General features: G+C 70.2%; 15 protein-coding genes. 14 read left to right on the forward strand and 1 reads right to left on the reverse strand.

Translation table 11 applies throughout. The features are described from left to right. Positions 1 to 44: 44 nt before the first annotated feature. From D7D52_RS28850 to D7D52_RS28910, 14 genes are read left to right on the forward strand one after another with little or no spacing between them, the layout of a single operon-like run. A complete protein-coding gene (locus tag D7D52_RS28850; RefSeq protein ID WP_120741359.1) occupies positions 45 to 956 on the forward strand; it encodes an amino acid ABC transporter permease in 912 nt (303 codons plus the stop codon). Then, entirely contained in the window at positions 953 to 1,717 is a 765-nt protein-coding gene (locus D7D52_RS28855; RefSeq protein WP_120741361.1) for an amino acid ABC transporter ATP-binding protein, read from the forward strand. The genes D7D52_RS28850 and D7D52_RS28855 overlap by 4 nt, the downstream gene beginning before the upstream one ends. 30 nt (positions 1,718 to 1,747) lie before the next feature. Further along, on the forward strand, positions 1,748 to 2,725 hold the full coding sequence (locus D7D52_RS28860) for a transporter substrate-binding domain-containing protein (protein WP_120741363.1): 978 nt from the start codon (positions 1,748 to 1,750) through the stop codon (positions 2,723 to 2,725). Next, positions 2,722 to 3,225 carry a GNAT family N-acetyltransferase gene (locus D7D52_RS28865; RefSeq protein ID WP_120741365.1) on the forward strand — a complete coding sequence of 168 codons (504 nt, stop codon included), beginning with the start codon at positions 2,722 to 2,724 and terminating at the stop codon, positions 3,223 to 3,225. The genes D7D52_RS28860 and D7D52_RS28865 overlap by 4 nt, the downstream gene beginning before the upstream one ends. Then, positions 3,222 to 4,292, forward strand: coding sequence for an LLM class flavin-dependent oxidoreductase (locus D7D52_RS28870; protein WP_120741367.1), 1,071 nt, complete (start codon positions 3,222 to 3,224; stop codon positions 4,290 to 4,292). The genes D7D52_RS28865 and D7D52_RS28870 overlap by 4 nt, the downstream gene beginning before the upstream one ends. Then, positions 4,289 to 5,902: an ABC transporter substrate-binding protein gene (locus tag D7D52_RS28875; protein ID WP_120741369.1), complete on the forward strand. Its 1,614-nt coding sequence runs from the start codon at positions 4,289 to 4,291 to the stop codon at positions 5,900 to 5,902. The genes D7D52_RS28870 and D7D52_RS28875 overlap by 4 nt, the downstream gene beginning before the upstream one ends. Before the next feature lie 4 nt (positions 5,903 to 5,906). Beyond that, the gene (locus D7D52_RS28880; RefSeq protein WP_120741371.1) at positions 5,907 to 6,866 is read left to right on the forward strand and encodes an ABC transporter permease; all 960 of its coding nucleotides are present in this window, start codon (positions 5,907 to 5,909) and stop codon (positions 6,864 to 6,866) included. Then, positions 6,859 to 7,029 (forward strand): hypothetical protein, encoded by a 171-nt coding sequence (locus D7D52_RS38120; RefSeq protein ID WP_162958627.1) that lies wholly within the window; start codon positions 6,859 to 6,861, stop codon positions 7,027 to 7,029. Before D7D52_RS28880 ends, D7D52_RS38120 begins: the two co-directional genes overlap by 8 nt. Next, on the forward strand, positions 7,022 to 7,891 hold the full coding sequence (locus tag D7D52_RS28885) for an ABC transporter permease (RefSeq protein ID WP_120741373.1): 870 nt from the start codon (positions 7,022 to 7,024) through the stop codon (positions 7,889 to 7,891). Before D7D52_RS38120 ends, D7D52_RS28885 begins: the two co-directional genes overlap by 8 nt. Next, positions 7,888 to 9,516, forward strand: coding sequence for a dipeptide ABC transporter ATP-binding protein (locus tag D7D52_RS28890; RefSeq protein WP_120741375.1), 1,629 nt, complete (start codon positions 7,888 to 7,890; stop codon positions 9,514 to 9,516). The genes D7D52_RS28885 and D7D52_RS28890 overlap by 4 nt, the downstream gene beginning before the upstream one ends. Next, a complete protein-coding gene (locus D7D52_RS28895) occupies positions 9,516 to 10,592 on the forward strand; it encodes an LLM class flavin-dependent oxidoreductase (RefSeq protein WP_120741377.1) in 1,077 nt (358 codons plus the stop codon). Before D7D52_RS28890 ends, D7D52_RS28895 begins: the two co-directional genes overlap by 1 nt. 10 nt (positions 10,593 to 10,602) lie before the next feature. Then, positions 10,603 to 12,006, forward strand: coding sequence for an NtaA/DmoA family FMN-dependent monooxygenase (locus D7D52_RS28900; protein ID WP_120741379.1), 1,404 nt, complete (start codon positions 10,603 to 10,605; stop codon positions 12,004 to 12,006). Continuing rightward, positions 12,003 to 12,815 carry a DUF1684 domain-containing protein gene (locus tag D7D52_RS28905; RefSeq protein WP_120741381.1) on the forward strand — a complete coding sequence of 271 codons (813 nt, stop codon included), beginning with the start codon at positions 12,003 to 12,005 and terminating at the stop codon, positions 12,813 to 12,815. The genes D7D52_RS28900 and D7D52_RS28905 overlap by 4 nt, the downstream gene beginning before the upstream one ends. Further along, positions 12,812 to 13,948, forward strand: coding sequence for an LLM class flavin-dependent oxidoreductase (locus tag D7D52_RS28910; RefSeq protein ID WP_120741383.1), 1,137 nt, complete (start codon positions 12,812 to 12,814; stop codon positions 13,946 to 13,948). The genes D7D52_RS28905 and D7D52_RS28910 overlap by 4 nt, the downstream gene beginning before the upstream one ends. A 189-nt stretch (positions 13,949 to 14,137) precedes the next feature. On the opposite strand, the gene D7D52_RS28915 is transcribed toward D7D52_RS28910, so the two are convergent. Further along, a complete protein-coding gene (locus D7D52_RS28915) occupies positions 14,138 to 15,415 on the reverse strand; it encodes an ROK family protein (RefSeq protein ID WP_120741385.1) in 1,278 nt (425 codons plus the stop codon). Positions 15,416 to 15,572 lie beyond the last annotated feature (157 nt).

Raw genomic sequence — 15,572 nt, forward strand, 5'->3', positions numbered from 1 at the left:
CGGGACCGGCGACAGGGCCGTGCGAGGTTCGTATCGTCGGTTTCATGAGCACCCTGGCGGCATCCGCGCGGTCGGTGGCGGCGACCGAACACGAGGACGGCGATCTGCCCGTGGTCCGGACCCGGCACCCGTGGCGGTGGGTCACGGCGGCGGTGGCGCTGGTGGTGGTCGCGCAGTTCGCGCACGGCCTGATCACCAATGCGGGCTGGGACTGGGGGACTTTCGCGCAGTACTTCACCGCCAAGTCGGTGTTGTCGGCGCTGAAGGTGACCTTGGAGCTCACCTTCTGGGGCACCTTGCTCGGCTTCTTCCTGGGCATCTGGCTGGCCGTCGCGCGCTTGTCGAACAATCCGGTGCTGAAGGCGATTTCGTGGACCTACATCTGGGCCTTCCGCTCCATTCCGCTCATCGTGCAGTTGCTGTTCTGGTTCAACCTCGCCTACCTGTACAAGACATTGTCGATCGGCATTCCGTTCGGACCGGAATTCGCGCGCTTTCAAACCAATGGCGTGATCAGCGGATTCACCGCCGCCGTCATCGGACTGGCCTTGCATCAGGCCGCGTATTCGGCGGAAATCATTCGGGCCGGGATCATTTCGGTGGATCACGGCCAGTGGGAGGCGGCCCGCTCGCTGGGGTTGCCGTGGCATCGGCAGTTCTTCACCGTGGTGGCCCCGCAGGCCATGCGCGGGATTCTGCCGAATGCCGCCAACGAGGTGATCAGCCTGTTCAAGGGCACCTCGATCGTGTCCACCATGGCCATCGCCGAGCTGTTCTACCAGGTGCAGGTCATCTACGGCCGCAACGGCCGGGTGGTGCCGCTGCTGATGGTGGCGACGGTCTGGTACATCCTGCTCACCACGGTGCTGAGCATCATCCAGTTCTATATCGAGCGGCACTTCGCCCGCGGCGACCGGGCGAGTGTGCGCACCGTGAAGGGCGGGGATCGGCGATGACCGAGTTCGCGATCGAATTGCGCGGTATCCGAAAGTCTTTCGGCCACCAGGAGGTACTGTCCGGCATCGACCTGACGGTGCGGCCCGGTGAGGTCACCGTCATCCTGGGCCCGTCGGGTTCGGGCAAGTCCACGCTGCTGCGCGCCATCAACCACCTCGAGCAGGTGGACGGCGGCACCGTGCGGGTGGGCGGCGAACTGGTCGGCTACCGACGCAAGGGCGACAAGCTCTACGAACTGCACGAGCGGGAGATCCTGCGGCAGCGCGGCCGCATCGGGTTCGTCTTCCAGAACTTCAATCTGTTCCCGCACCTGACGGTCCGGGAGAACGTGGCGCTCGCGCCGGTGGCCGCCCAGCGCCGGCCCAAGGCACAGGCGAACGCCGAGGCCCTGGAGCTGCTGGCCCGAGTCGGGCTGGCGGACAAGGCCGACGAGTATCCGCGCCGGCTGTCCGGCGGCCAGCAGCAGCGCGTCGCGATCGCGCGGGCGTTGGCGTTGCGGCCGGAGGTGGTGCTGTTCGACGAACCCACCTCGGCGCTGGATCCGGAACTGGTCGGCGAGGTGCTGGACGTGCTCGAGGATCTGGCCGCCGGCGGCGCGACCCTGGTGATCGTCACCCACGAGATCGGTTTCGCCCGCGAGGTCGCCGACACCGTGGTGCTGATGGACGCCGGGCGCATCGTCGAGCAGGGCCCGCCCGCGCAGGTCCTGGACAATCCGGCGCATCCGCGCACCAAAGCCTTTCTCGCACACGTCCTCTGACGTGATACCCACTAGGTAAGGAATCCGCCCATGTCCCTGGCGAGCCGTCGCGGACGGACCAGCGCCTTGATCGCCGTCACGCTGCTGAGCCTGCTGGCCGGCGCGTGCGGCAACGGTGACGGCGGCACGTCCGACACCCGCAGCGTGAACGGCCAGTCCTACGACCTGTCGCCGCAACAGTCCGGGCGCGTCCACGTCGACAAGGTGGATTCCATCGCCGCCCAGGTTCCCCAGGCGATCCGGGATCGCGGCACCCTGGTGGTGACCGGAACCATCGGCGCGACACCGCCTTTGGGCTTCTACGCCACCGACGACCGCACCATCGTCGGCTCCGAGGTGGACATCTCCTGGCTGATCGGCGACATCCTGGGCCTGAAGGTGGAGCGGCGCAACGGCGACTGGGCGCAGAACTTCGTCAAGATCGACTCCGGGGAGGCGGACCTGTTCGTCAGCAATGCCACCGTCACCGAGGAGCGCAAGGAGAAGTACGACTTCGCCACCTACCGCCTGGACAATATCGCCCTCGAGGTGCCCAAGGATTCGACCTGGACCTACCAGGATCGGAAATCGCTGGCGGGCATGAAGATCGGCGTGGGGTCGGGCACCAATCAGGAACAGCTGCTGGTCGCCTGGAACGACCAGAACGTGGCCGAGGGCCTGCCCAAGCTGGACCTCGCCTACTACCAGCAGCCCTCGGACTACTACCTGGCGCTGTCCTCCGGCCGCATCGACGGGTTCGTCGGCCCCAACCCGGCGGCGCAGTATCACTCGGCGACCACCGGCGCCAAGGTGCTGACCACCTGGTCCGGGGCGGGCGACGCCCTGCGGGCCGAGATCGCGGCCATGACCCGCAAGGACAACGGGCTGATCGGCGCGGTGCGCGCGGCCATCCAGTACGCCATCGACCACGGGAGCTATCGCAAGGTGCTGGACCGCTGGGGCCTGGGCGGCGAGGCCGTGCAGCAGTCGCGGATCAACCCGCCCGGACTGCCCAAGAAGAAGGGATGAGCATGTCGCGCAGCGTCTTCCACGTCGGACAGCACGACCCCCTGGCCGCGCCGCTGCTGGCGGAGCTGGCCATCGAGTACAGCAGCCGCTACGGCCGCACCCCCGGTGAGGTGCACGCGGATCTGATCGGATACTCGGCCGGTCACTTCGCGCCGCCGCACGGCGACCTGCTGATCGTGGTGGAGGACGGAGAACCGGTGGCGGGCGGCGCGTTTCAACGCTTCGACGCGAATACCGCCGAGCTCAAACGGATCTGGACGTCGAGCGCACATCGCCGCAAGGGCCTGGGCCGGTTCGTGCTCGAACAGCTGGAGGCGGAGGCGGCCCGCCGCGGCTACACGCGCATCTACCTGACCACCGGTCCGCGCCAGCCCGAGGCGGTCGCGCTGTACACGGCGGCGGGCTACACCGCGCTGCCCCGCGACGTCGTCAAGTCGGTCGGCTACGTGCATCCCTTCGAGAAGCTGCTGGCCGTGGATTCGGAGGCGATCCCGGCATGAAATTCCTGCTGCTGACGCTGATCACGCACACCCCCGATCCGGTCACCGGCACGACCGAGACGCCCCGGCAGCGGCTGCGCCGGGTGGTCGACTCCGCGCGGCTGGCCGAGGAACTCGGGTACGACGGTTTCGCGGTGGGGGAGCGGCACGAGGACCCGTTCATCTCCGCCGCCCCGCCGGTGGTGCTCAGTCATCTCGCGGCCGTCACCTCCCGGCTGGCGTTGTTCACCGGCGTGACCACGCTGAGCCTGCTGGATCCGGTGCGCGCCTTCGAGGACTACTCGACCCTCGACAACCTCTCCGACGGCCGCCTGGAACTGATCATCGGTAAAGGCAACGGCGCGGCGCAGGCCAAACTGTTCCACGTCACCACCGATGACCAGTGGGACCGCAATCGCGAAGGCTACGAACTGTTCCGCAAGCTCTGGGACAGCGACAGCGTCACCTGGCAGGGCCGGTTCCGCCCGTCGCTGACCGAGGCCAAGGCGCTGCCGCGGCCGCTGCAACCGCGCTTGCGCATCTGGCACGGCAGCGCCACCAGCCGGGAATCCGCGGATTACGCGGCGCGCAACGGGGATCCGCTGTTCTCCGCGAACGTCACCTACCCGATCGAGCCGTACGCCGAGCTGATCGACCACTACCGGGAGCGCTGGGCGGCCTACGGCCACGATCCGGCGCAGGCGCTGGTGGGCGCGGGCACCGCCGGCTTCCTGGTGACCCGCACCTCGCAGGAGGCCGTCGAGCTCTACCGGCCGGTCTTCGAGGCGCGACAGGCGGTGGCGCGAAAGTTCGCCGTGCCCATCGTCTTCGAGACCGTCGAGGATTTCATCGCCCGCTCCTCGGCGCTGATCGGCAGCCCCGAACAGGTGCTGGACAAGGTGAGCCGCTACCACGAGCGGTTCGGTCACGAGGTGATCCACCTGAGTGCCGACGCCGACGGCCGCACCGAGGCCCAGCATCGAACCAGCCTCGAACTCTTCCAATCCGACGTCGCACCTCAACTGCGTCAACGCATTCCGAGCCGTCCGCTCGGAGCCGATCGCTACCCCTCCGGAGTCCCCGCATGAAACGTGCAGTCGCCCTGACCGGCGCGGTCGCCGCCGCCCTCACCCTCGCCGCCTGCGGTGGCGGCGGCGACAGCGGCGGCGGCAGCGGGGAGCCGTCGGGTCCGCCGCAGGCGGGCGGCGTGCTGCGCTACGGGCTGTCGCTCGCGCCGACCTGCTCGGATCCGGCGCAGTCGGCGACCAATCAGACCATCTACGTGACCCGCCAGATCGTGGATTCGCTGGTCGATCAGGACCCCGAGACCGGGCAGTTGAAGCCGTGGCTGGCCGACACCTGGACCGTCTCCCCGGACGCCAGGACGTTCACCTTTCATCTGAAGCCCGGCATCACCTTCAGCGACGGCACCCCGCTGACCGCGGATTCGGTGCGCAAGAACTTCGACTCCATCGTCGCCCTCGGCGGCGCGAAGGCCCCGCTGGGCGCGAGCTACCTGGCCGGATACGCCGGCAGCACGGTGCTGGATCCGCAGACGGTGCGGGTGGAGTTCTCCGGCCCCAACGCCCAGTTCCTGCAGGCCACCTCGACCCCGCAGCTGGGCATCCAGTCAGATGCCACCGTCGCCAAATCGGCCGACGACCGTTGCCTGGGCGGCAATGTCGGCAGCGGCCCGTTCACCTACACGGAGTGGAAGCAGAACGCCTCGGCGACGCTGGCCAAACGGGCCGGATACTCCTGGGGCTCCGCGGTTTTCGCCTCCCAGGGCGAGGCGCACCTGGACAAGATCGTGTTCACGGTGGTGCCGGAGTCCGGCGTCCGCACCGGCTCGCTGGCCTCCGGTCAGCTCGACGCCATCAGTGACGCGCTGCCGCAGGATGTCTCGCAGATCGAGAGCGGCGGCGGCCGGGTGCAGTTCACCGCCAACCCGGGTGTGCCGTTCGGGCTGCAGGTGAACGTGACCCGCGGCCCGCTGCGCGACCCCGCGGTGCGGGCGGCGCTGGTACCCGCCCTCGACCGCAAGGAACTGGTGGATACCGTGCTCGGGCCCCAGTTCAAGGTGGCCACCAGCGTGCTGGCCTCGAAAACTCCCGGCTACGTGGATCTTTCGTCGCGGGTGAAGTACGACCCGGACGCCGCGAAGAAGCTGCTCGACCAGGCGGGGTGGGTGCCCGGCGGCGACGGCATCCGCGTCAAGGACGGCCAGCGCCTGGCCGCGAGCGTCATCTTCGCCCCGGTCTTCGCCGGCAACCAGGCCATTCTGGAACTGACCCAGCAGCAATTGAAGGCCATCGGTTTCGACCTGCGCCTGGAACCGCTGTCGGTCGCGGAATCGAATGTGCGCCAGAACAACAAGGATTTCGACTTCGACTACTACAACTCCACCCGCGCCGACGGCGACATCCTGCGCACCACCTTCGCGGTGGATCAGCGCAACCTGAACGCTCGCGGCCCGTCCGAGCCCTTGGACGGACTGCTGTCCCAGCAGCTTTCGGCCACCGACCCGGGCGCCCGCGCCAAGCTCATCGGTGACGCTCAGGCTGCGGTTCTCGATCAGGGCCTGTGGATCCCGACCATCGAGCTGTCCCAGGCCATCGGCGTGGGCAAGAACGTGGCCGGGGTGAAGTTCGAGGCGTCGGCGCGCCTGCAATTCCACGACACCTGGCTGCAGCGGTAATCCCATGGGCCGCTACGTGATCGGACGGGTGCTGCAGGCGGTGGGCGTGCTGTGGGCGGCCTTCACGCTGTCGTTCGCCGGGTTGTACCTGCTGCCGGGCGACCCGGTGGACATGGCGACCAACGCCGCCACCGGCACCCCCGTGGACGCCGCGGCGGCCGCCGAGATGCGCGCCAGATACGGCCTGGACCAACCACTGTGGACGCAGTACTGGGCCGCGCTCACCCATGCGGTGCGCGGTGACCTCGGTCGTTCGATCTCCTCCGGGCAGACCGTCACGGCGGCGCTCGGCGAGGCTCTGCCCTCGACACTGGTGCTGGCGGGCGCCGGACTGCTGCTCGCCGTGATCGCCGGTGCGGGCCTGGCGTTGGCAGCCGCCTACACCCGGCGGCCCTGGCTGCGCGGCCTGCTCACCGCGATCCCTCCGGTCGGTGCGTCCCTACCGGGCTTCTGGGTGGGATTGATTCTGCTGCAGGTGTTTTCGTTCCGGTTGAAGCTGGTTCCCGCGTTCGGCGGCACCGGCTTCGCCGGAACCGTGCTGCCCGCGGTCACCGTCGCCATTCCGGTGGCGGCGGTCGTGGCCCAGGTGCTGTACGCGAGCCTGGTCTCGACCTGGCGGCAACCGTTCGTGGAGGTGGCTTTCGCCAAGGGCGCCTCGCGCTGGTGGGTGCAGCTACGCCATGTGCTGCGTCCGGCGGCCGCGCCCGCGCTCACCGTCGCGGGTCTGTGGACCGGTTCGGTGCTCGCCGGCGTGGTGGTGACCGAGACCGTGTTCTCCCGGCCCGGCATCGGCCGTCTCGCGCAGGAATCGGTGCTGCACGAGGACATTCCGGTGGTGCAGGGGATCGTCGTGTTCGCCGCACTCGTCTTCGTCGTCGTCAATCTGCTCGTCGATCTCGCCTATCCACTGTTGGACCCCCGTGTGGTGCAAGCCAATTCGAGAAAGGAACGCGCCCATGCGTAACCGCCGGCCGCTCTCGCGCGCGCACGTGATCGCCAACTTCCGCGCCCGGCTGCGCATGCCCTCGGGGCCGCGCTCGACGTTGCGGGTCATCACGCTGACGCACCCGCTGCTGGACCCCGGCTTCGCCTACTGGATTTCCGACGACGAGCAGCGCGATGTCTGAAGCACTGGTCCTGCCACCTGCCGCCGAGTCGATCCCGGGCGGGTTGCGGCGCGCGGCGAGCGGGGTGCGTGCGCATCTCGGCCTGCTGCCCGCGGGTGCGATCGTGCTGCTGGTCTTGGCCTGGGCGGTCGCGCCGGCGCAGTTCGCGAGCGGTGATCCACTGCGCGGGGTGCCCGCGCAGAAGCTTCGGGCACCCAGCGTCCAGCACTGGTTCGGCACCGACAATCTCGGCCGCGACCTCTACACCCGCGTGGTGCACGGGGCGGCGCTGTCGTTGAGCGCCACCGTGTTCGCGGTGCTGCTGGGTCTGGTGGGCGGCACGTTGATCGGCCTGGTCGCGGGCGCCGCCGGCGGCCGGGCGGACACCCTGATCATGCGAATCATCGACGTCCTGCTGTCGATCCCGGACATGCTGCTGGCACTGGCCACCATCACGATCCTGGGCATCGGCACCCGCAATGTCGCCATCGCCGTGGGGGTTTCGCTGATCGCACGGTTCGCCCGCGTCATGCGCGGTGAGGTGCTGCGGGTGCGCAACGCCCCGTACGTGGAGGCGGCCTACGCGCTCGGGGTCCGCCGGCCCACCGTGTTGTTCCGCCACATTCTGCGCAACGCCTACGGTCCGGTAGCCGCCTTGGCGGCCGTCGACTTCGGCATCGTGACCTTGTTCGTGGCCTCGCTCAGCTTCCTGGGATACGGCGCGGTGCCGCCGACCCCGGAATGGGGTTCGCTGGTCTCCGAGGGGCGCGGCTTCCTCGCCACCGCGTGGTGGCTGACCACGCTGCCGGGGCTTGTCATCGTGGCCCTGGTCCTGTCCACCCAGCGCATCGCACGCGCCATCCAGAAGGACGGTGCGCGATGACGGACCAGTTGCTGAGCATCGCGGAATTGCGGGTCGAATACCAGGGCAGCACCGGGGTGACCGCCGCCGTGCGGGGCGCCTCGCTCGAGGTGGCCCGGGGTGAGACGGTCGCGCTGGTGGGCGAATCCGGCTCCGGGAAGTCGACTCTCGCGCACGCGGTGATCGGGCTGCTCCACGGTGGCCGGGTCACCGGCGGTTCGATCACGTTCGCCGGTGAACGCCTCGAGCACGCCCCGGAGCGGACGTTGCGGCGCCTGCGGGGCGCGCACATCGGCCTGGTGCCGCAGGATCCGGGGACTTCCCTGAATCCGGTGTTGCGCATCGGCGAGCAGGTGGGGGAGGTGTTGCGGATTCACGGGCGGGCGGATCGGTGCACCGCGCGGCTGGAGGCGGTGCGGATTCTCGAGGAGGCGGGGCTGGATCGGCCGGAGTTGCGGGCCCGGCAGTATCCGCAGGATCTGTCCGGCGGGCAGCGGCAGCGGGTGCTGATCGGGATCGCGCTGGCGTGCACGCCGGAACTGGTGATCGCCGACGAGCCGACCAGCGCCCTCGACGTCACCGTGCAGCGGCGCATTCTCGATCATCTGGCCCGGCGTACCCGGGAAGCCGGCACGGCGGTCCTGCTGATCACCCACGACCTGGCCGTGGCAGCCGAGCGCGCGGACCGGATCGCGGTCATGCGCGAGGGACAGATCGTCGAAATCGGTTCGGCGGCAGAGATTCTGAGGGATCCGCAGCACGAGTACACGAAGCGGTTGATCGCGGCCGCGCCGAGTCTGGGAGCCGTCGGCGCCGAAAGGCCGCGCCGACCGGCTGAGCCGAGTGCCCCGCTGCTGGCGGCCACCGGCCTGCGTAAATCCTTCCGCATCACCCGGGATTTCACCCTGACCGCCGTCGACGACGTCTCGCTGGAGATCCACCGGGGCGAAACCCTCGCTGTCGTAGGTGAATCCGGCTCCGGGAAATCGACCACGGCTCGCATCGTCGCCCGGCTGGCGCAGGCGGACGCGGGCACGGTCACCTTCGACGGCCAGGACGTCACCGCGCTGCGCGGATCGGGTCTGCGCGCCCTGCGCCGCCGCATTCAGGTGGTGTACCAGAACCCCTATGTCTCCTTGAATCCCAAGTTGACCATCGGCCGGATCGTGTCGGAACCGTTGCAGGCGTTCGGCATCGGCGACCGTCGTACCCGGCGCGACACCGCCGCCGAACTCCTCGATCAGGTGGCGCTGCCGGCCGCGTACCTGGCGCGCCGCCCCAGCGAGCTTTCCGGCGGCCAGCGCCAGCGCGTCGCCATCGCCCGCGCCCTGGCGCTGCACCCGGACCTGCTCGTCCTCGACGAACCGGTCTCCGCCCTCGACGTCTCGGTGCAGGCCCAGATCCTCGACCTGCTCGAGCGCCTGCAATCCGAACTGGGCCTGGCCTACCTGTTCATCTCGCACGATCTGGCGGTGGTGCGTCGCCTGGCGGACCGGGTCGCGGTCATGCGCCACGGGCAGATTGTCGAAACCGCAGACACCGGCGAGCTTTTCGACAATCCGCGGCACGACTACACCCGCGAGCTGCTCGCGGCCGTGCCCCGGGCCGCCACCGCCACCCCCGTCCCGCTGGAAAGGACAGCCTGATGCCGCCTACGTCTCCGCTGCTGCTGGGCCTGGAACTGGCCGGCGCCGGCGCGCATCCCGCCTCCTGGCGGCGCGCTGACTCCCGCGCCGAGGACCTCTTCACCGCCGGCTACTGGGTGGACGCGCTGCGCGCCGCCGAGGACGCGGGCATCGACCTGGCGTTCCTGCCGGACTCGTTCACCTTGCAAACGGCAGGCGCGATCGGCCGCCTGGACGCGGTCGCCATCGCGGCCCGCGCCGCGGCGGTCACCGGTCGCATCGGCCTGATCCCGCAGGCGTCGGTCACCCACACCGAGCCCTTCCACCTCTCCAAAGCCATTGCCAGCCTGGACTTCGCGACCAAGGGCCGGGCCGGTTGGGAGGTCACCGTGTCGGCGGGCGAGGCCGCGCTGTTCGGCCGCAAGCCGGAGCAGGACGGGCGCTCGCGCTGGCAGGAGGCGGACGAGGCCGTCGAGGTGGTGACGCGGCTGTGGGACAGCTGGGAGGACGACGCCGAGATCCGCGACCAGGCGACCGGCCGGTTCATCGACCGGGACAAGCTGCACTACATCGACTTCACCGGTGCGCACTTCTCGGTGAAGGGCCCGTCCATCACCCCGCGCCCGCCGCAGGGGCAGCCGCCGATCGCGGTGCGGGCCGCCGATCCGCACAGCGTCCGGCTGGCCGTGCACCGCGCCGATCTGATCCGCATCGCCGCACCGGATCTCGCGAAGGCGGCGGCCACCCGCAGCGAGCTGCGCGCCGCCCTCGCCGCCGCGGGACGCGACCCGAACCGCGTGCGCGTGTTGCTGGACATCGACATTCACCTGGCCGCCACCGTGGACGCGGCCGCCGCCGAGGTCGCCCAACTGGAGGACTGGCTCGCCACCCCGGCCCCGGCGACCGTCTTCCACATCGGCACGCCCGCGGAACTGCGCGACATTCTGCGAGAGGTCGAGAACGAGTGCGCCGCAGACGGTGTGGTGCTGCGTCCGCTGGCCCTGCCCGCCGCCCTGCGCCACCTGCCCGCCCTCGCACCCACCCTGCGCGAGCGCCTGGGCTTGCCGCGCCCGGCCAACCGCTACGCCCGAGCCTGAGGAGGACGCCATGCCGGAACAGCGGCCACGCAAGCAGATTCACCTCGCCGCCCACTTCCCGGGCGTCAACCACCACACGGTGTGGACCGATCCAGCCTCGGGCAGCCAGATCGACTTCGACTCCTTCGTGCATCTGGCGCGCACCGCCGAACGCGGCCTGTTCGACTTCTTCTTCCTGGCCGAGGGCCTGCGCCTGCGTGAACACCGCGACCGCATCCACGATCTGGACGTGGTCGGCCGCCCGGACACCTTCACCGTGCTCAACGCCCTGGTCGCCGTCACCACGCATCTCGGGCTGGCGGGCACCATCAACACGACATTCAACGAACCCTTCGAACTGGCAAGGCAATTCGCGTCGCTGGACCACCTCTCGGGCGGTCGCGCGGCCTGGAACGCGGTCACCTCCTCGGACGCGTTCACCGGCGAGAACTTCCGCCGCGGCGGCTATCTGGACCACGCCAAGCGCTACACCCGCGCCCACGAGGTGGTGGACGCCACCCGCGCGCTGTGGGACAACTGGCCGGCCGACACGCTCGTGATCGACCGGGAGCGCGGGGTTTTCGCGCGGCCGGTAACGCCGGTCCATTTCTCCAGCGAGCAGTTCGAGATCGACGGACCGTTCGTGCTGCCGCGCGGTCCGCAGGGCTATCCGGTGCAGATCCAGGCCGGGGATTCCGACGAGGGCCGCGAATTCGCCGCCGCCAAGGCCGATGTCATCTTCAGCGCGCACGGGGAACTCGCCGACGGCCAGCGCTTCTACCGGGACGTCAAGGACCGGCTCGCCAGGTACGGCCGCGACCGCGACGACCTGAAGATCCTGCCCGCCGCCGGATTCGTGCTCGGCGACACCACCGCCGAGGCGCACGAGCGCGCCCACCACATCCGCCGGCAGCAGGTGACGCCGCAGACGGCCATCGCCTTCCTCGAACAGGTCTGGGGCCGTGACCTTTCCGCCTACGACCCGGACGGACCGCTGCCCGACATCGATCCGGCCGAGGATGTGAACATCACCCGCGGGCGAGTCCGGCACGCCAAGGATCCCCGTGCCATCGCCGACGCGTGGCGGGCCAAGGCCGCCGCCGAGCACCTGTCGATTCGCGAACTCATCATCGCCACCACCGCCCGCCAGCAGTTCGTGGGCACGCCGCGCGAGGTGGCCGTGGAAATCGACCGCTATGTCCAGTCCGATGCCGCCGACGGTTTCGTGCTGGTCCCGTATCTCACCCCGACCGGACTCGACGAATTCGTCGACAAGGTCGTGCCGGAACTGCAGTCCCTGGGTAGTTTCCGCACCGCCTACACCGGCCCGACCCTGCGTCACCACCTGGGCCTGCGTCATCCCCACGACAGCAGTCCCGCCAACGACAGCACCGGCCAATCCCGCCACGGCACCGAAGGAGTCCGCGCCTCATGACCGCCACCGCCACCGAATTCGACCAGCAGTGGGAAACCTTCCGCGCCGAGCGCGCCGCCTGGGCCCGCCAACCCCTGGGCTGGCTGAGCCTGACCGGGCTGCACTGGCTCGGCGACCGCGCCGAGACCATCGACGGGCTGCCCGGCCGCTGGCACGCGGATGCCGAGAACGTCTATGTGACAGTCGAATCCGAGGAATCCGGGCAGCTCACGCTGAATGGTGAGCCGCTCGCCGAGACAGCCGTCCTCACCCCGGGGGAGGGCGCGCCGGGCCTGGAGGTTCATCTCGGCTCCCGCGTCATCGAGGTGATTCGCCGCACCGGCCAGTTCGCGCTGCGCGTGCACGATCCGGAATCCCCGACCCTGGCCGAGTTCACCGCGATCCCGGTCTACCGGCCCGACCCGGCGTGGGTGGTCACGGGTCGTTTCGAGCCGTTCGAGGTGGCCCGCGTCGTCACCACCGGCGCGGTGGTCGAGGGCCTCGAGCACCACCACACCGCCACCGGCACCGTCACTTTCGATCTGGACGGCGAAACACGCCAGCTCGTCGTCTTCGGCAACCAGACCCTGGGCCTGCACATCCTGTTCACCGACGCCACCAGCGGCGTCACCACCTACGGGGGCGCGCGGCGACTGGATCTGACCCGCCCCGCTGCCGACGGCGCCGTGGTTCTCGACTTCAATCGCGCCGTCAACCTGCCCTGCGCCTTCACCGACTACGCCACCTGCCCGGTCGCCCCGGCCGAGAACCGGCTGCCGCTGGCCGTCGAAGCGGGCGAACAGGATCCGCGGAAGGAGCACGCCGCATGACCATCCCATTGTCCGTGCTGGATCTGGCGCCGATCAGCGCCGGATCCACTCCGCAGCAGGCCATCCGCAACAGCATCGATCTGGCCCGGCACGCGGAAAGCCTCGGCTACCACCGGTTCTGGGTCGCCGAACACCATTTCGTGAAGGTGGCCAGCGCCGCGCCCGCGACGCTCATCGGATTGATCGCCGCCGCCACCGAATCCATTCGCGTCGGGTCGGCGGCGGTGCAGCTCGGACACCACACCTCGATCTCGGTGGTGGAGGCGTTCGGCACCATCGACGCCCTCTACCCGGGTCGATTGGACCTGGGTTTGGGGCGTTCCGGGCATCGCGGCGACCAGCTGCGGTCGGCGGGCGTGCCGCCGGTGCCTGCCCCGGGCCGGCCCACCGAGGTACGGGACGGCGTGGTCATCCCGCCGCCGTTCTTCCCCGGCCAGCTGCTCGACTTCTCCAGGGTCCGTGCGGGTTTGGGCGCGCTGCACCTGCCGGGCGCGCAGCCGCTGCCCTACACCGACCAGATCGAGGACATCCTCGCGCTGCTGGACGGCACCTACGTCACCCCCGACGGCGTGGATCTGCACGCGATTCCGGGCGAGGGCGCCGACATCCAGCCGTGGCTGTTCGGCAGCAGCGGCGGCGAAAGCGCGCAGCTGGCAGGACGATTGGGGCTGCCGTTCGCGGCCAACTACCACGTCTCGCCGGGCACCATCGTGGAAACGGTGGAGGCGTATCGCAACGGCTTCCGTCCGTCCGCGCGCTTCCCGCGCCCGTATCTGGTGGTGTCCGCCGACGTGGTGGTGGCCGAGGACGATGCCACCGCCCAGCGGCTGGCCTCCACCTACGGTCACTGGGTCTACAGCATTCGCAGTGGGGCCGGGGCGGCCGAATACCTGGACCCGGAGACCGCGCCGCCGCTGCCGGATCAGCAGCGCCGACTGGTCGACGACCGGATCACCACCCAGTTCGTCGGCTCCCCGGCCACCGTCGCGGGCCGCCTGGAGGCGCTGCGCAAGCTTACCGGCGCGGACGAAATCGTGGTCACCAGCGTGACTTTCGATCATGCGGACCGGGTGCGCTCGCACCGGCTGCTGGCGCGCGAGTGGGGCCTGACCCCGCAGGTGCGCGCCGCCTGAGACCCCGCCGCCCGACCTGGAAGGGGACTCCGGGGGCGGGCGGCGGCACCCCGCACCGTGCGCAGGGCCTCGCGCGGGTGCGGGACCGGGGTCGAGCCGGACCGTGGACCGTCCGGCTCGACCCCCCAACCTCATCGCGACGAAATCCCCGCCGGGCAAGGCCCGGCGGGGATTTCGCGGTCGTGCGGACTAGCGCGCCGTGCGCGTGGCCCGGCGCATGGCCGACAGCGGATCGGCGTAGAACACGCTCACCGAGGTCACCGCCGCCGCGAATTCCTGCACCCGGCCGCCGAAACGGCTGATGCGCAGATCGGCCGCGGGCAGCGCGCTCGACTCCGCGAACGCCTTGGCCACCCGTTCCATGCCCGGCCGCCAGCCGGTGAACGCCTGCCCGCCCAGCACCACGCGATCCGGATTGAACATGTCGCGCACCAGCGCCGCGGTGCGGCCGAGGATTTCGGCCCGCTCGATGAGCAGCTCGCGGGCGGCGGCATTACCGGTGTCGGCGGCCCGGTACAGGTCGGTGATGGCCGGGCGGCGCGGGGCCTCCGGCTTGGGCAGCACGCCCTTGCGCACCGCGCGCTCGAGCAGCGCGCGCTCACCGATGGTGGCCTCCAAGCAGCCGCGCCGGCCGCAGGTGCAATCCACATCCGAGCCGGTCGGCAGGTGCGCGATGGAGCCGGGACCATTGGCGGGGGTGTGCACCCGATCGTGCAAAGTGACTGCGACACCGGCGGTTTCGCGGGCATACACCAGCAGGCTGCTGCCCGGCCGGGTCTCCTCGCCCGGCTCGCGCGGCGCCAGCAGCAGTTCCGCGGCGGCCATCGCCTCCACGTGCGCCGACACCGAGACCGGCAGATCCAGCACGCTGCTGAACACCGCCGCCACCGGCGCGGCCTGCCAGCCCAGGCGCGGATGATCCACCACGCCCGCGGCCGGATCCACGCGTCCGGCCAGTGCCACCCCGGTCCACAGCGGCTTGCGGCGCGGCAGCCGGTCCAGGAACGCCTTGGCGCTGCGGGCCACTATGGTCAGCGCCGCGTCCTGAGTCGTTTGGGGCGTGGCGATCTCGAGTCCGCCGAGGATGCGGCCGGACAGGTCCGCGGCCACGATGCGGGTGACGGTGAAGCCGATGTGCACACCCAGCGTCACGTACGAGTCGGTGTCGACCTCGAACGGGACGCGCGGGCGGCCCACCGCGCCGGACGCGGTGAGATCGGCGCGCTCGCGCAGCAGCCCGGCCGAAAGCAGCGCGGACACTTGGCGATTCACGGTGGCGATGCTCAAACCCGTGGACTGGGCGGCGACATCGCGGAAGATCGGGCCGCGGGTGGCGGCGCGCAGCACGGCGGCCGCCGGGTTGTCGGTGATGCGCAGCTCCGGCGGCACCGCGGGACGGGCCGGGGCCAGCCGCGCGGTGGCGGTGGAGGTAGCTGAAAGGGGACGTTCGAGAATAGGGCTCGACACTGTTCGGAATCCTTGCCGCGGTCCCGCCTGTCGTCAGGGGGACATGCCTACATGAGGAAGCTGTGCAGCGAGGAGCCCGGATTCGAAAGCGAATCAGGGGTCAGAACTCGGCTGCGCGACGGCAGGGACAACACAGTTCCCGTTGCCGCGGCAGCCG

Origin of the sequence: Nocardia yunnanensis, from assembly GCF_003626895.1 — a bacterium.
GTDB lineage: Bacteria > Actinomycetota > Actinomycetes > Mycobacteriales > Mycobacteriaceae > Nocardia > Nocardia yunnanensis.

What these genes read in the sequence shown, in the direction of transcription:
- D7D52_RS28850 (WP_120741359.1), top strand. Translation starts at nt 45, where the DNA reads ATGAGCACCCTGGCGGCATCCGCGCGGTCGGTGGCGGCGACCGAACAC.
- D7D52_RS28855 (WP_120741361.1), top strand. Translation starts at nt 953, where the DNA reads ATGACCGAGTTCGCGATCGAATTGCGCGGTATCCGAAAGTCTTTCGGC.
- D7D52_RS28860 (WP_120741363.1), top strand. Translation starts at nt 1,748, where the DNA reads ATGTCCCTGGCGAGCCGTCGCGGACGGACCAGCGCCTTGATCGCCGTC.
- D7D52_RS28865 (WP_120741365.1), top strand. Translation starts at nt 2,722, where the DNA reads ATGAGCATGTCGCGCAGCGTCTTCCACGTCGGACAGCACGACCCCCTG.
- D7D52_RS28870 (WP_120741367.1), top strand. Translation starts at nt 3,222, where the DNA reads ATGAAATTCCTGCTGCTGACGCTGATCACGCACACCCCCGATCCGGTC.
- D7D52_RS28875 (WP_120741369.1), top strand. Translation starts at nt 4,289, where the DNA reads ATGAAACGTGCAGTCGCCCTGACCGGCGCGGTCGCCGCCGCCCTCACC.
- D7D52_RS28880 (WP_120741371.1), top strand. Translation starts at nt 5,907, where the DNA reads ATGGGCCGCTACGTGATCGGACGGGTGCTGCAGGCGGTGGGCGTGCTG.
- D7D52_RS38120 (WP_162958627.1), top strand. Translation starts at nt 6,859, where the DNA reads ATGCGTAACCGCCGGCCGCTCTCGCGCGCGCACGTGATCGCCAACTTC.
- D7D52_RS28885 (WP_120741373.1), top strand. Translation starts at nt 7,022, where the DNA reads ATGTCTGAAGCACTGGTCCTGCCACCTGCCGCCGAGTCGATCCCGGGC.
- D7D52_RS28890 (WP_120741375.1), top strand. Translation starts at nt 7,888, where the DNA reads ATGACGGACCAGTTGCTGAGCATCGCGGAATTGCGGGTCGAATACCAG.
- D7D52_RS28895 (WP_120741377.1), top strand. Translation starts at nt 9,516, where the DNA reads ATGCCGCCTACGTCTCCGCTGCTGCTGGGCCTGGAACTGGCCGGCGCC.
- D7D52_RS28900 (WP_120741379.1), top strand. Translation starts at nt 10,603, where the DNA reads ATGCCGGAACAGCGGCCACGCAAGCAGATTCACCTCGCCGCCCACTTC.
- D7D52_RS28905 (WP_120741381.1), top strand. Translation starts at nt 12,003, where the DNA reads ATGACCGCCACCGCCACCGAATTCGACCAGCAGTGGGAAACCTTCCGC.
- D7D52_RS28910 (WP_120741383.1), top strand. Translation starts at nt 12,812, where the DNA reads ATGACCATCCCATTGTCCGTGCTGGATCTGGCGCCGATCAGCGCCGGA.